General features: G+C 59.8%; 10 protein-coding genes and 2 pseudogenes. 6 read left to right on the top strand and 6 right to left on the bottom strand.

Features of this window, described 5'->3' with window-relative positions:
* Positions 1-16: 16 nt before the first annotated feature.
* Positions 17-1,525: an FAD-dependent tricarballylate dehydrogenase TcuA gene (gene tcuA / locus L6637_RS28065; protein ID WP_128929691.1), complete on the bottom strand. Its 1,509-nt coding sequence runs from the start codon at positions 1,523-1,525 to the stop codon at positions 17-19.
* A gap of 130 nt (positions 1,526-1,655) precedes the next feature.
* Between tcuA and L6637_RS28060 the strand changes: the two genes are divergently transcribed.
* From L6637_RS28060 to L6637_RS28040, 5 genes and pseudogenes are all read left to right on the top strand, one after another.
* The gene (locus tag L6637_RS28060) at positions 1,656-2,405 is read left to right on the top strand and encodes an electron transfer flavoprotein subunit beta/FixA family protein (RefSeq protein ID WP_128929692.1); all 750 of its coding nucleotides are present in this window, start codon (positions 1,656-1,658) and stop codon (positions 2,403-2,405) included.
* Positions 2,405-3,343: an electron transfer flavoprotein subunit alpha/FixB family protein gene (locus L6637_RS28055; protein WP_128955090.1), complete on the top strand. Its 939-nt coding sequence runs from the start codon at positions 2,405-2,407 to the stop codon at positions 3,341-3,343. Before L6637_RS28060 ends, L6637_RS28055 begins: the two co-directional genes overlap by 1 nt.
* A 296-nt stretch (positions 3,344-3,639) precedes the next feature.
* Complete coding sequence (locus L6637_RS28050; RefSeq protein ID WP_128929693.1) at positions 3,640-4,500, top strand: tyrosine-type recombinase/integrase; 861 nt, start codon at positions 3,640-3,642, stop codon at positions 4,498-4,500.
* Positions 4,501-4,509: 9 nt separating this feature from the next.
* On the top strand, positions 4,510-5,688 hold the full coding sequence (locus L6637_RS28045) for an IS91 family transposase (protein ID WP_128955091.1): 1,179 nt from the start codon (positions 4,510-4,512) through the stop codon (positions 5,686-5,688).
* Positions 5,689-6,062: 374 nt separating this feature from the next.
* Positions 6,063-7,075, top strand: a pseudogene (locus L6637_RS28040) (IS701 family transposase); the annotation flags it as partial.
* Between the two features lie 50 nt (positions 7,076-7,125).
* Here the strand turns inward: L6637_RS28040 and L6637_RS28035 are convergent.
* A complete protein-coding gene (locus L6637_RS28035; protein WP_128929695.1) occupies positions 7,126-7,362 on the bottom strand; it encodes a response regulator transcription factor in 237 nt (78 codons plus the stop codon).
* Positions 7,363-9,370: 2,008 nt separating this feature from the next.
* Between L6637_RS28035 and L6637_RS28025 the strand changes: the two are divergent.
* Positions 9,371-10,485: pseudogene (locus L6637_RS28025) on the top strand (IS630 family transposase).
* A 411-nt stretch (positions 10,486-10,896) separates the two neighbouring features.
* Here L6637_RS28025 and L6637_RS28020 read toward each other — a convergent pair.
* From L6637_RS28020 to L6637_RS28005, 4 genes are all read right to left on the bottom strand, one after another.
* Positions 10,897-11,691, bottom strand: a complete 795-nt coding sequence (locus L6637_RS28020) for a phosphosulfolactate synthase (RefSeq protein WP_206733162.1) — start codon at positions 11,689-11,691, stop codon at positions 10,897-10,899.
* Positions 11,691-12,968 (bottom strand): 2-methylaconitate cis-trans isomerase PrpF family protein, encoded by a 1,278-nt coding sequence (locus L6637_RS28015; RefSeq protein ID WP_206733161.1) that lies wholly within the window; start codon positions 12,966-12,968, stop codon positions 11,691-11,693. Before L6637_RS28015 ends, L6637_RS28020 begins: the two co-directional genes overlap by 1 nt.
* A complete protein-coding gene (locus tag L6637_RS28010) occupies positions 12,913-14,325 on the bottom strand; it encodes an MmgE/PrpD family protein (RefSeq protein ID WP_128929697.1) in 1,413 nt (470 codons plus the stop codon). The genes L6637_RS28015 and L6637_RS28010 overlap by 56 nt, the downstream gene beginning before the upstream one ends.
* 574 nt (positions 14,326-14,899) lie before the next feature.
* The gene (locus L6637_RS28005; protein WP_164933831.1) at positions 14,900-15,076 is read right to left on the bottom strand and encodes a hypothetical protein; all 177 of its coding nucleotides are present in this window, start codon (positions 15,074-15,076) and stop codon (positions 14,900-14,902) included.
* Positions 15,077-15,393 lie beyond the last annotated feature (317 nt).

The following is a 15,393-nucleotide window of genomic DNA, read 5'->3' as shown; positions in this document are numbered from 1 at the left end:
TTCTGCAACTTATTGATCAGGCCGCTGAACGGCTCTTGCTTGCAGCGACTGCCGCAGCAGCGCTCTCACCTGCGATCTTCCCGAATACAGCGCCTGAAGTGAGCCCCGTGCCACCTGGATAGTTATGATAGAACAGCCCCCCGACCAGCTCTCCAGCTGCGAACAAGCCGGGAATCGGAAGGCCGGCTGTATCCTGCACCTGACCGCTCTGGTCAATCTTGAGTCCACCGAATGTGAAGGTGACACCGCACGTGACGGCATAAGCCTCGAATGGTCCTGTATCAATCGTGTTGGCCCAATGGGACTTGCGCGGCGAACTCTCCGCGGAGCGGCCATCTTTCGCATTCGGGTTGAAGGGAACGTCCTGCCGCACCGATGCGTTAAATTCAGCGACGGTCTTGAGAAAGGCGTTGCGATCAACGCCTTCGAGTTGGTCGGCGAGACCCTCCAGGGTATCCGACGTAATCTTGGTGATTTGCCGGATCCTGTATTCGTCGCGCAAAAGGTGATGCACCTTAGCATCGAATACCTGCCAAGCGAACTGGCCGGGTTGCGCTAGGATTTCGCGACCATACTTGGCATAGGTATAATTGCGAAAATCGGCTCCCTCATCAAGGAAGCGTTGGCCTCGGGAATTGACCATGATGCCGAATGGGTAGCTGTGCTTCTGGTAGGCATCCCCTACTGCGAGATCGCCGAACGCCGGAGCATTTTGGTCCCAGCCGACGGCATGTGCTCCGGACCAATGTCCACATGGCATTGCACCAATCGCAAGCGCCATTTGGATTCCAGCGCCGGTATTGAAGCGTGTGCCACGAACTTTCGCCAGGTCCCAGTTTGGTCCGAGATACCGCGCGCGCATTTCCGTATTAGACTCGAAGCCTCCGCACGCCAGGATGACAGCATTTGAATGCAGATCGCGCTCCTTGCCTTGATGCCGGACGCGAACTCCAACGACCCCGCTATTGTCATTGATCAAACTGACCGCGGCAGTTTCGTAAAGAAACTGGATACCCTTCCCTTCCGCGGACTCTAGCAGCATGTCCACGAGACCGGGACCACCACCCCACACTTCCACACTGAGCCCACCCCAGAATTGGAACCGTCCGTTCACTTTGTAGGCTTGCCGCCCATGACTAGTTTGAAACCTAACGCCTTGCTCTCGCATCCACCGAAGCGTCGGCAAGCTGCGCTTGACTAAAATCTCGCATAAGTCAGGATCGGTCCTGAATTGCGTCACGCGAAACATGTCATCGAAAAATTGGTCCTCGGTGTAAGTGCCGAAATCAGTATTGGCTAACGTATCGGGATTGATGTCCGGCACTACGCTTAGCACGTCCTCCACACCATTGAAGACGTATCGCATGGCGCCCGCCGTATAGGTCGAGTTCCCTCCCCGCTCGTCCCGAGGCGCCGCCTCAAGCATGAGGACAGTCGCGCCATTATTGCTGGCGGATATGGCCGCACAAGCGGCAGCATTTCCTGCCCCTACCACGATGACGTCAGCGTCGAATTCACGAGGCATAATACGAGTTCTTTCCTGGCGGGGTCTTGGGCTCGCAGATTCCGCCTTCCCTGCTTCCTGGAATATGGTAGTAGCATGAGATACTATCCTTCAACAGATGTCAACTGCTGCAATTGTTGAGGAAACCCTGATGAAGGTCTTAGTGCCGGTAAAGCGGGTGGTCGATTACAATGTCAAGGTCCGCGTCAAGGGCGATGGATCGGGCGTTGAACTCGCCAACGTCAAGATGTCGATGAACCCCTTCGACGAAATCGCGGTTGAGGAAGCGCTGCGCCTGAAGGAAGCCGGCAAGGCGGCCGAAGTCGTGGTGGTCTCCATTGGACCGGCGCAGGCGTCGGAGACGATCCGCACCGGTCTTGCCATGGGCGCCGATCGCGGCATCCTGGTGAAGGCCGAAGGCACCGTCGAGCCGCTCGCCGTCGCCAAGATCCTCAAGAAGGTTGCAGAAGAAGAGCAGCCCGGCCTGATCATTCTCGGCAAGCAGGCGATCGACGACGACAGCAATCAGACCGGCCAGATGCTGGCTGCGCTGCTGGGCTGGTCGCAGGCGACGTTTGCCTCGAAGCTCGAGGTCGAAGGCTCCGACTTCAAGGTCACCCGTGAAGTCGACGGCGGCCTGCAGACCGTCAAGCTCAAGGGACCGGCGATCGTCACCACCGATCTGCGTCTCAACGAGCCGCGCTATGCCTCGCTGCCCAACATCATGAAGGCCAAGAAGAAGCCGATCGCGGAGAAGACCGTTGCCGATTACGGTGTCGACGTCACTGCGCGCCTCGAAGTTTTGAAGACGGCTGAGCCCGCGGGCCGCAAGGCCGGCGTCAAGGTGAAGGACGTCGCCGAGCTGGTGTCGAAGCTCAAGAACGAAGCCGGGGTGCTCTGATGACTGCGTTGTTGATTGCTGAACACGAACAGGAGGTCCTCAAGGACTCCACCAACAAGGCGCTGACCGCGGCGTCCCAGCTCGGCGGCGACGTCCACGTGCTGGTCGCTGGCGGCGGGCAGGGCACCAAGGCTGCGGCCGAGGTCGCCGCGAAGCTCGCTGGTGTTGCCAAGGTGCTGGTCGCCGAAGGCGAGGCCTACGCGCACGATCTGGCCGAGCCGCTGGCCGCGCTGATCGTTTCGCTGGCCCCGTCCTACGATGCGATCGTCGCGCCCGCGACCTCGCGCTTCAAGAACGTGATGCCGCGCGTCGCGGCGCTGCTCGACGTCATGCAGGTCTCGGAGATCACCAAGGTGGTCGCGCCCGACACCTATGAGCGTCCGATCTATGCCGGCAACGCCATCCAGACGGTGAAGTCGAAGGACGCCAAGAAGGTCATCACGGTCCGCACCTCGACCTTTGCGGCGGCAGCTGCCGGTGGCAACGCGCCGGTCGAAAGCGTCGCTGCCGCGGCCGATCCCGGCCTGTCGACCTTTGTCGGTGAGGAAGTTGCCAAGAGCGACCGTCCCGAGCTGACCTCGGCCAAGATCATCGTCTCTGGTGGCCGGGCCATGCAGAGCCGCGAGAACTTCGCCAAATACATCGAGCCGCTCGCCGACAAGCTGGGCGCCGGCGTCGGTGCCTCGCGTGCGGCGGTGGACGCCGGCTATGCGCCGAACGACTGGCAGGTCGGCCAGACCGGCAAGGTCGTGGCCCCCGAGCTCTATGTCGCCGTCGGCATTTCCGGTGCGATCCAGCATCTGGCCGGCATGAAGGACTCCAAGGTGATCGTCGCGATCAACAAGGACGAGGACGCGCCGATCTTCCAGGTGGCCGATTACGGCCTGGTCGCCGACCTCTACCAGGCGGTTCCGGAGCTGACCGACGCGCTCTCATAACCCCGCTCCACAAGCTTGGTGAGGCGACCGAGAAACGCCTGCAAGTTAAAGTCTGCTGGTGTCTCAGAACAGCCAAACGCCATCCGCGACCACCTCAAAGGCCTCTCGCTCCTGCGCAGGCCACTGTTATATCGACGGCGCCTAGCACTACTTTGGCAGATTGTTGATTTTGCCGCGTTTTATAGGATTGAACGAAGCCGCTGGCGCGGCATGTAGGGAGGCATAGCAAGGATTGCCTCCTGTCTGAGAGGATTGCGGGTTTTCGAAGCCCAACCCTTCAGACAGGAGGTTTTCCGATGGCTGAGATCAGCCCACTTCGCCGCCGCATGATCGAGGACATGACGGTCCGCAATCTGTCACCGGCGACGCAGCAATCCTACCTCAACGCCGTAGCGAAGTTGAGCCGGTATTTCGGTCGCTCTCCCGACCGCCTTGACCTGGAGGATATCCGTGCCTTCCAGGTTCATCTGGTGGCGACGGGGATGTCCTGGCCGGCGCTGAACCAGATCGTGTGCGCGCTGCGGTTCTTCTACGGTGTGACGCTTGGTCATGACACCGTTCCGGAGCGCATCGCCTATGCGCGCCAACCGCGCAAACTTCCGGTCGTGCTGAGCGCCGACGAGGTCGTGCGCTTCCTGGAAGCAGTCCCGAGCCTGAAGAGCCGTACCGCGCTGACCACGGTCTATGCCGCCGGACTACGCGTATCGGAACTGGTCCTCTTGAAGGTTGTCGACATCGACAGCCAACGGATGCTGATCCGGGTCGAGCACGGGAAGGGCGGCAAGGACCGTTACGTTATGCTCTCGCCGCAGCTTTTGAGGATTCTGCGGACGTATTGGCGGCTCACTCGGCCAAAGCGATGGTTGTTTCCCGGCCGCGACGACGAGCGTCCGCTCGTCCCGAACGTGCTGCACGCCGCCTGCCGTTCAGCTTGTGCGGCGGCCGGCTTGAGCAAGTCGGTGACGGTGCACACGTTGCGGCACACATTCGCGACCCATCTCCTGGAGAGCGGGGCCGACGTGCGCATCATCCAGGTGCTGCTCGGCCATGCCAGCCTGGCCAGCACGGCGCGCTATACCCAGGTCGCCACCAAGACCATCAGCAATACGCCAAGTCCGCTGGACCGGCTCCACCTGGAGGTCGTGCCGCCCGGCTGAGCGGGCGCCATGGCTCCGGTTCTGGAAGTGGCGGATATCTTCCGCCGCCACGGCGAAGTGTTTCGACAAGCCCGTGCCGAGCATCTGGGCCGCGTCGAGCGGCGCGTCATGGGCGCGATCACGGCATGCCGGACGGCTGTGCTCGGCGGCCACGTCGAGCAGTGCGATGACTGCGGCGCCACACGCATTGCCTACAACTCCTGCCGCAATCGGCATTGCCCGAAGTGCCAGGGCGCGGCGCGCGCGCAATGGCTCGCCGAACGGCAAGCTGAACTCCTTCCCGTACCGTATTTCCACGTCGTCTTCACCATGCCGGCCCTCGCCGGAGGGATCGCCTTCCAGAACAAGGCCGTCGTCTATGCCATCCTGTTCCGCTGCGCAGCCGAAACGCTCACCACCATCGCAGCCGACCCCAAGCATCTCGGCGCTCAGCTCGGCGTGACTGCCGTCCTCCATACCTGGGGCCAGACCCTGCAACACCATCCGCATATCCACTGCGTCGTGCCGGGCGGTGGACCCTCGCTCGACGGCACACGCTGGGTCGCTTGCCGGCCCGGCTTCTTCCTGCCAGTGCGCGTCCTCTCCCGGCTGTTCCGCCGCCTGTTTCTGCAAGAGCTGCAAGCTGCCTACGCGGCTGGCCAGCTGAGCTTCTTTGGCGCTCTCGCCCATCTCACCGATCCCGCTGCATTCGCCGCGCGCCTTAATCAACTTCGACGGACCGACTGGGTCGTCTATGCCAAGCCACCATTTGGCGGGCCCGAACAGGTGCTGGCTTATCTCGGCCGCTATACGCACCGCGTCGCCATCGCCAACAGTCGGCTGATCTCGCTTGCCGACGGCAAGGTGAGCTTTCCCTGGAAGGACTATCGGCAGAATCGTAAAGCCAAAGTGATGACGCTTGATGCCGATGAGTTCATTCGGCGCTTTCTGCTACACACCCTGCCGGACGGCTTCCATCGCATCCGCCACTATGGCTTCCTCGCCAATGGCGGACGCAACGATAAAATCGCTCTCTGCCGTCAACTCCTTGCTGTCCGCAACGCGCCGACTGATCAAGAAGCCGGCGACGATCCCCTCACCACATGTCAGATCCCCGTCTGCCCGCATTGCGGCGGCACCATGCGCCGCGTCGATGTCGTCCCGCGAGCCCGTGCCCACGACCATCCGTTTCGTTGTGATACGTCATGACCAGCGCCTGCACCATCCACCTCTTCTGTGATCACCTTCGCGGTGGCAACGTCCGAAGTCGCCGTGGCCGCACTCGTCTCCGAACACCCGGCCAATCGTTCGGCCACGCATCCCAGCGCAGCAAATCGCTCGCTGGATCGCGCCCTTGGCCCGATCAATCCGGCCGCTCACATCCGATGAACGTCTCGCCGACGCCCGGCGACCACAGGCGCGCCTTCCCCGCAGCCGCACCCGCTGCACTATTCCCATAGCGCCCACAACTCCGCAGCTTCGTTCAATCCGGCTTCTATGAGGTCGCACCCACGACCGAGCGCGCGGCTCGCGCCTGCCACGCGACCTCACAGAACCCTCAAGATTCCCGAATCAATTTTTCAATGATTCATGGGTGGTCGGCTCTTGGAGGGCTGACCATGCCAGGATGGGAAGACGAACTCGAACGCTGGTTGATGCCGTTCTTGGACCGGCTGGGTCATAAGACCCGGCAGCGGATGTGTCCTCTGTATGTTGCGGGATTGATCGGTCCCGGCGATCGTAAGAGCGTTCAGCCGATGGCGGAACGCCTTGCCACCAGCACCTACGACCAGTTGCACCATTTCATTGCGGACGGTGTCTGGGACGCGACGCCGCTGGGGACAGAGTTGCTCAACCAGGCGGATCGACTTGTCGGCGGCAGGGCTGCGGTGCTGGTTATTGATGACACCTCACTTCCCAAGAAGGGTGAGCGCTCGGTCGGTGTTGGGGCTCAATACGCCTCGGCACTCGGTAAAACGGCAAATTGCCAGACACTGGTGTCTTTGACGCTTGCGAGCGGCGAAGTGCCCGTGATGGTCGCGTTACGTCTCTTTCTGCCTGACAGTTGGACAAGCGACGTATCTCGTTTGAAGCGCGCTCGCGTGCCAGTCGAACATCGAACGCCACGGTCCAAGCCGGAGATTGCTTTGGCCGAGATTGACCGCGCGATAGCAGCCAACGTGCGCTTTGGATATGTGCTGGCGGTGCAGGATACGGTCTCAGCGTACCGTTTCGACTAGGGCTAACAGAGCGCGGGCTGGTCTGGGCTGTCGGAATCCCTCGGCACCTGAAAGTGTACCCGGTCGATGTGAAGCTCATTTGGCCGATTACCAAAGCCCGCGGGAAACCACGAAAGCACCACGTGCCTGATATCTTGTCGATTGGCGCAGAACAAATGCTGGCCAGCGCCAAATGGAAAGCCGTGAGCTGGCGCAGCGGGACCAAAGGTCGGCTGACAGCCCGCTTTGCTGCTCTCCGTGTCCGCACCGCCGACGGCCCTCCTCAGCGGATTTGGGATAAGGGTCAGCAGCATCTCCCGGGCGACGAAGCTTGGCTCATTGGCGAGCAACGTGCCTCAGGGGATCGGAGGAGGTTCACATTCCCGGGACTTGAGGACGTCGCAAAAGCTCGACGTCGCGCTAGTCCTTATCCTCGTCGCGTTTCCTGCGACGGATCTGGGATCAGCTTGAGGCGTATCGCCTTGATGATACCCTGGACGCGGGTCCTCGTAGCAAGCTTTCGCAGGGCGTTCTTATGATAATTGACCGTATTCTCGCTGATCTTCAGTTCCCTCCCAATTGCCCAAGACGATCTCCCTTCTGCCGCGAACTGCAGGCATTGTTTTTCGCGCTCGGATAGCTTTATTGACGTATCGTGGCTCATGTTTGAGGCGCTCCGTATCAAGATCAGATCGCAATGCCGAGACAGCAAGCCCCATGCCAATGGGGGGTTGAGAAAATCAGGCGGGAGGAAATGATTGAGAAAGGGCGGACGATCGATTTGCGTCCCCTTAGCGGTCGAAGCATTACGACATAGGTCGGAAGCTCAACGTCCCCTTTGCAGCATCGGCTACAATGATCGATATCGATCAAGAAGAGCGCGGCCTAGAACGGGACCGTTTTGCTCTCTTCTTCTGCGGCGACAGCGCGGTGTGTAACTGAACAGTGTCCGCTGCGTTCACGAGGATATGAAAGCTCCCTACCACGATACGTGCTGGAAGATGCGTCGCACCATCATGAGCAAGTCGCGAACTCGGATCGTCTCGAGGCTGACCAGAGCTAAGACTGCTGAGTCGATTAGGATTACCGGTTGCCGAATGGATGCGCCTTTTTGACTTTCTGCCACCCAGATCCACCATCCTGTCATCCGCCGCGATCGGCTCGCGGCGGAAATACGCCATGCTTGGGTCATAGGGCATATGGTGCAGCTGCATAAGGCCGGATGCTTATAGTAGGGGTAGACGTTCGCGCCCGTGGTCCACAGCACGATCCTGGCGTCGACCCGGTCCGCAAGCTCACAAACCTGCCAAAGCGCGATTGCGCCGCCTCCTGGTCCGGCTTAAGTTGCGGAAGCCGTGGAAATACCAGGAAGATTTGCTCTATTGGCTTGGCCCTGGACTTGCAATTCAGAGAAGTAGCAGGATTCTCCACCGTCTTGAGCTCGAGGTTGATGAAGGTGTCGGTTCGACGTTCGGCGAGCTCCCGTCGTGAAGTTCGACCTCGACAGCAGCGCCGCTTAGTTGGTGTAGGAAGGTCAGTGGGTTTCCTTCATCGCGTTGGCATAGACGCCGCTGAATGTCCTCCGGCGTTATGGCATGAAAGGCGCGACGTTCTCCTCACGAACTCCGAATCCGAGTAGTCGTGGATTGCCTAAAATCGCTGGTGCAGCTTTGAGTCCGGCTCGGACAGGTTGGTGCGGTCCTCGGCAAGCGCAGGTCCTTCCTTTCCGTGTAACCGGACAGGCAGACGTCGGCGATCAGTGCGGTCAGGATCTGTAAGGGTGCTTGCGCAGCCAGCGAAGCGACAGGAGCGTTGAGCAAGCGGGCGATCCTGCTTCTGGCTCTGCTCGCATCATTATCAATGCGGAAGGGGGTTGCCGAAACCTCGAAGGTGTCTAGTGCATGCGCCCTATTGCATTGTCGTATATCCTGGCAAAGAAACCGAACCGCTTCGGCCATGGGAGGGCCGCGGGCTATCGGCCAAAGTGCGGTACCGCTGACCTCGCCCTGTCCCTTGACGGCAGCGTGAGTAAGCGCCAGCACAATGCATATGCTCCCATCGGCATTCCCATTGTTAAAACGGAAAGCAACTTCGGTTGGTCATGTGAAGCGTACGATACAATTTTTGCTGAGCTAACTCAGAGCGCAGCTGGCTTCTAAGAGCGTCTTGCGCCATTCGTCGCAGATCAAAGCATGATCGAGATCTCACATGATATCAAACGCTGGTTGCTGGTCCTGGTTTCCAAATTGCTTTACATCTCCCGCCATGTCGACGAGTTCAGAATGTTGCGCTTCAAATCTCGCAGATCAAGCGCGTCTCATTGCGACGAGAAGCCAAAAAGCCGGAAGGTCTAGTGGCTCTGCACAGTGATTTTGACGTGTTGCGCGTCCGGCGGTCAGATTAGCTCCGGCAGGCTCTTGGGATCAACGAGGACCTCGATGCTGCGGGGTATCCTTGGCTGCCGTCTGATTAGGCCAGCTCGTTCCAGAGTCAGCACCATCTGGTGAACCGAAGGCGGGCTGACGCGAAAATACTCTTGCATGTCGGTTTCCGCCGGGGCCCTGCGGTGCAGCCGCGTATAGAGGTGGATGAAGGCAAGGTATTGCCCCTGTTTGGGCGTGAAGGTTTTTGCCGAAGGACTCACGCCGGCCATCCGATTCAGTTGTACGTGCGTGCCTCGATCAAGGAAACTCAGCCAAGTCGAGCGCACCGAACTCAAGACCCTGCTCAGCGGCGGCAAGCATGCGTCCCGCAAGCTCAAGCGAGCGCAGATTTTGCTGGCTGCCGATGCCGGGGTCGGCGACGAGGAGATCGCCAGAAGTGTCGGCGTGGGCGGCTCGACCGTGTACCGGACTAAGCGACGCTTCGTGGAACGCAATCTGGAGCGGGCGCTGAGCGAAGAGCCGCGTCCCGGGGCGGAGCGCAAACTCACGGGCAAGGAAGAAGCCTTGCTGGTGGCCACCGCCTGTGCCGGTCCGCCGGAGGGCCGTGCCCGCTGGACGCTCAAGCTGCTGGCAGGTGCGCTGGTCAAGCTCACCGAGCACAAGAGCCTGTCGCACGAGACGGTTCGGCGGCGCCTGGTCGAAAATGACCTCAAACCCTGGCGCAAGGACATGTGGTGCATTCCGCAGATCGATGGCGAATACGTCGCCCGCATGGAGGACGTGCTGGATCTTTACGCCAAGCCGTCCAATCCCGAGCGGCCGGTGGTGTGCTTCGATGAAAGCCCGGTGCAGCTCATCGGCGAGGCGCGCTAGCCAATCCCGGCCGAGCCCGGGCGGCTCAAACGTTACGATTACGAGTATCGTCGCAACGGTACGGTCAGTCTCTTCGTCCTGCTTGACGTGCATCGTCCCTGGCGCAAGGTCAAAGTCACCGAGCGGCGCGCGGCAGAAGACTACGCCCAATGCATGCGCGAGCTCGTCGACATCCATTATCCGACGCCGAGACCATCCGGGTCGTCCAGGACAATCTATCGACTCATTCTGCCGGCGCCCTCTATCAGGCGTTCCCGCCTGCCGAAGCCCGACGGATCTTGCGGCGGCTCGAGTTCCACTACACCCCCAAACGCGCAAGCTGGCTCAACATGGTCGAGATCGAGATCGGCGTCTTGCGGGGACAGTGCCTCGATCGCAGGATCGATGACCCCAAGCGGCTGCGCCGCGAAATCGCCATTTGGGAACGCCAGAGGAATGCCGCACGCTCCCGCATCAAATGGATGTTCACGACAGACAGGGCCCGCGCCAAAATGGGCCGCGCCTATCCCGACACTTCCAAAGAGTCATAATAATTGTGCAGAGACACTAGTACGGCCAGCACACTATCTGGCAAACGGGGACGAACTCGCAAAAGTTCCGCAGCTGACCGCCACCCATTGCGCGCGCAGTCAAACCGGCTGGCCGCCGCAGATTCCGAGTGCGTACGTCAGATCGTGGACGGCATGCTGCGAGAGGCCAAACCCGACAATAACACGATCTACAGCCTGGCTGGCAAGGAGATAACCACAGCGCGATCTGCCGAGCTGGCGACTAAGCCTAACGCATTCAAGCGTGGAGCACGGAATGGCGGCGACGATAGAGCACGTCGCCACCTTCATGCGCCGAGGACTCGGCCCTACGTTGCAAACAACGTCAATTTCCTGCGCGCCGCATTTGCCGTCGCTGAACTTTGTTCGCAGTGATGCTGTGACTTAAGCGTATCACTCGGCGAGAATGGAATAATTGACAGCGCGACCTATCCCGCGACGCAAACCCTCCAGTCTCAGGGCCTGCCCGGGCGCGATATTGGCAAGATTGACATCCGGGCCGAAATCCTGCAGCAGGCCGACATGTTGTTTTGGGTAGCGGTACGGATCAGCCTCAATCAAAATTCGTTCGAACCAAGGCGCGGCCGCCAGCGCCTTGAGCAGATCGGGCGCGCTTTTTGCAGCCATGTCTATCTCGGACTGCTCCACGATAATATGGTCGACGCCTCGATTGGTTAACGAAGTGACGAGACCTTCAAGTTCTTCCATCCGCATCGGCTGCTCGGGGTTCTTACGCCCAAATTCGTAGATAACCGAAAGCCCAAGGCGCTGAAAGCGCTCGATGAACGAAAGACGCTCGTTGTCGTTCAGCGTGATGTAATTTTCCGAAATCTCCAGAGAAGTGAAGCCGATCGAACACAGATGACTACTGAAGCGATCGATTTCGTTGCGCTGATAAGCATATTCGAACAGAATGCCGCCTGAATAGCAGTTCACTCCCGAGTCGCGGTACAGTTTGACGATCCGCTGCACGACCGGTTTTGGCAAAAGCAGTGCGTTCATCGCATAGATCTTGGCGAAGTCGATATACTCGGCCGCGCAATCAAGCAGATCGGCCACGCCTCGCTCTCCCGTCCAACCGAAGCCGTCCGGACCGTAGTCGATAACCGCTGTCATCCCTCGCTTGCGGGGTTTCCCCTGGCGCGCGGGGGGAACAAAGCCATCGTCGTGCGATTGCATCTCACTCATCAAGCTATCTTTCTGGCCAGAGCAGCGGCCAGCTCCTCAAACTTCCGTCGGCGAATATACACGGCCCCATCCATAATGATCCGTGCCGTACGCTCGATTTGCGCGCTCTCGATGATCGGGCCACTTGCTCCCTGAGCGATACTCGAGGCTACTCGCAGCACGCCGCTCGGATGGCCAAGTCGGACGTTCTGCAACGGCTTGCCGATGGCTGCCGCAACTACCGAGTTCGGGACCGAGCAGGCCACTGCGGTACACACCGCACCGGTGACGGCGAGCGCCTTGTGGGGGCGCTGCATGGCGAGCTGCCGAACGCAGATATCGATGTCCGATGCCGCGACCTCATGGCCACCAATAGCCGAATAGGACCTCGGCGGCGAGACCATTATTACACGCGGAATGTTTGGGCTTTTGGTGCGGGCCTCGGCTTGATCTGTCACCAGACCGAGTTTAACAGCCGCCCATCCCCTAACCTGCTCCAAGCGGGACATTAGCATTTCGTTGATGCGTAGCGCGTCCGGCGACTCGGTGCCGACTGCCCCGACATCGACCGCGTTGACAAAAACGAATGGTGTGGCCGCGTCGATCAGTGACACTTCAATGGTCTTGCCATCGATCGATATAGCTTCGCGAGCGCGCCCCGTGGGCAATAGCTTGCCTGATACGGCGCCGGCACAATTGCCGAAATCTAAACGGATCGGCGCCCCCGTATCGGGCACACCGGCGATTGCGCAGTCGCCGTCTGACAGCGGCTCACCATCGCGAACCGGAATGCGGGATACCACGACCTGCCGAGTATTGGTGTTATATATCCGCACAATCGTTTCTGGCTCGACCGCATCGATCAAACCGCGACGGATAGCGAACGGCCCGACCGCGGCAAGCATGTTACCGCAGTTGCCACCTGTCGAAACCGAAGGATTATCAATGCCGACTTGGTAGAATGTATACTCGATCTCGGCATCCGGGCGCGACGACAACTTCACGACGGCGGCCTTGCTGGTCAGTGGATCTGCGCCACCGATACCATCGATCTGGCGGTCGTCCGGCGATCCATACGCCGCGAGCAGGACGGCAGCCCGTTGGACTTCATCCTGCGGCAGATCGTCGTCCAGGAACACGCCCCCCCGACTGGATCCCCCGCGCATAAATGTGCAGCGGATCGGGATTTGATCTCCGCCGCCCGCATTCATTGCGGACGGCATGACCGGATCGACGTTTGCGTTATGCTGCTCGAAGCGACGGCCCATTATCCACCACGGCAGCTTGAGGAACGACATCGGCCTTGGGTTGCTTTTCGAGCGACATCATGAGGTCGCTGATTCGACGTGCTTGCTTCTCTTCGATCACCATAGTCGTCATCGCCAAGAACTTCGCTTCCAGCTCGTCGGAGGTGAGAGGATTGGACGGTTCACCCTTCGGCTCGAGGGAGCTGCGAGTCACGACTTTGCCGTTCTTCAGCGCGATGTCGATCTGAGCCTGACGTCCGCCCAGTCCATAGGCCGCCTCCTTCTGCAACTCGATCTTCCCCATGCCCTCGTGGACAGCCGCCTGCTTGTAGCCGTCCCAATATTCCTTCAGGCCATTCTTTCCGGAGGCCAACGCCAGCGCGATGCTAAATTGCGTGCTGCCCATCGCCGCATTGAGGTTGGTAACTTTTGGCTTTGACGCCTGACGAATCGCAAGCTCGCTCATATGAACGGTAACACGATCGACATTGTCGAGACGCACGCCGTCGAGCGCGAACGCATCCTGCGCGAGGTCGATCGGGCCGTGGGCATATCGGCACGCCGCATGTGGCTTGAATCCGACTTCCATGATCGCGAAATGCTTGCCGAGGTTGTCTTGCAAGTCGTCGAGGCGGACACTGTCCGTGAAGGCATTCAAGAAGCCCTCGCGCGACTCTAGCACTTTCTTAGGACCGCTGAAGCCGCGGCTCGCCATGATCGCCGCGAGAACGCCGTTAAAGGCGGACTTACCGGGGCTAAAGGGTTTTGCCATGCAAGGATCGTCGAGATATGACTGAATGCCCGCCGACTGCATGCAAGCCAATCCGATGGCCCAGGCGATCTGTTCAGCATTGCAGCCCAGAAGCTTCGCGCACATAGCAGCAGCACCGATGGCTGAAACGGTTCCAGTCGTGTGATAACCGCGCTGGCGGTGACCGGGATTGATCGCTTTCGCGATTCGGATTGCCACGTCATAGCCTGCAACAACCGCCGTGAGGACGTCTTTACCTGAAGCGCCCGACAGTTCCGAAATTGCAAAGGCTGCCGGAACGAGAACGGAACCGGCCTTTATCAATCCAGAGCCATGCGCGTCGTCCAGCTCGATTCCGTGCCCCATCATCGCATTAACGAGCGCAGCATTGGGCGTCGGCACTTTCATGCCATGGCCAATGATGGTGCTCTGCGGCGTGCCGGCCCACTCTTTGACAAGCTCGATGACTTTATTTGCTGGCTCGCTGATAGCGGATGCAGCAATTTCATTACCAACGCCATCGCGCAGGATCAGCTTCGCCTTGTTGCTGACGTCAGCGGGAATTTCCTCGAACTTGAGCAAAGCAACGTGCTCAGCGAAACGCATCGTTAGGCCGATGAGGGCCTCAGATTGCTGGGGGGTCGACACAGAGGTCATCGAAAGGCTCCACAAAGATGATGGTAGTAGTGCATAATACTATCATTTGGCGATGTGTCAACGCTATCGGGTCTGAGCTCATGATGCGATCTCGCCCGCGGATTTCAGACGTGGCTCTGCTACAACTACTCATCTTGGCCTTTTAAGCTATCGGAACTGAACTTCCCGATGACGAAGCCATTGAAGGAGACGTCGCAAATCTAAGAAAAAGAGCGTGCGAGCGCCTTCAGGCAAGCATCGGCGGATATCGAAAGCTCCGCTGGGGCCGCTCTTTGATGCGTCGTTGCTGTGATTTTTCTGTGCGCATCCAGAAGACCCCAGATAGCGCAGGTAACGCTCGTCAGGGAGCGACGATGGCTTGCTGAGAGGCCTTCAATTCCACAGCAGCTGGTCGGCGACTCTGTTGGCTGGACGCACAAGTAGCCGCGCAGGACGTCCGAGAGCCACGCTTTGGGATCATCATCGGTCATCTTGCAGGTTCGATGATCGTGTAGACGCCCTCTAGCACGGTGATTACCGGCGTCTGAGCCGGCGAAGGTCGAGTTTCATCTGCCGGCCGACACCCTCGCGCTGTTCAGCAGCGTTGTTGGTGAGGGAAGCGGGTGAACGCGGCCCACCGGTTCAGCAGCAAGTTGATCGCTTTCGCGATGTCGGCGCGGTGCGCCGTTCGCCGGCGAATCCCTCGATCACCCCCGCGGTCGCCAGCGCAGTCGACGAACAGCTTGTCGCCGGCCGCACGCGACTGGCGCATCGCAAACCTCTCCGTCAGCATCCCGGAATTGTAGCGAGATCGTGTCGGCATCTGAGCGACCGGCGAAGAAGCTGCGCTATCGCCGCTCCTACCAACAGCGCGGAGGTCGGCATGCGCGCGAGGACTGTGCGTAATCTCGATACTTCGCTCAGCCTCTTCATCCTGGAAATGGATTCCGAGATTCTATTCTCGGGCGACGTCGGCATACCAGGGCGGGCACGGGACGACGTTTTTAGAGTTTGACGATCTCGTGCAATCTGTGCTCCACTACGTACAAATGTACGCTGAACGTACGAGCGGAGACAGCATGATTACGC

Origin of the sequence: Bradyrhizobium zhengyangense (genome assembly GCF_022012435.1) — a bacterium.
GTDB classification, from domain to species: Bacteria; Pseudomonadota; Alphaproteobacteria; order Rhizobiales; family Xanthobacteraceae; genus Bradyrhizobium; species Bradyrhizobium zhengyangense.
The sequence above is the reverse complement of the archived record's forward strand: the minus strand, read 5'-3'. Positions and strand labels throughout refer to the sequence as shown.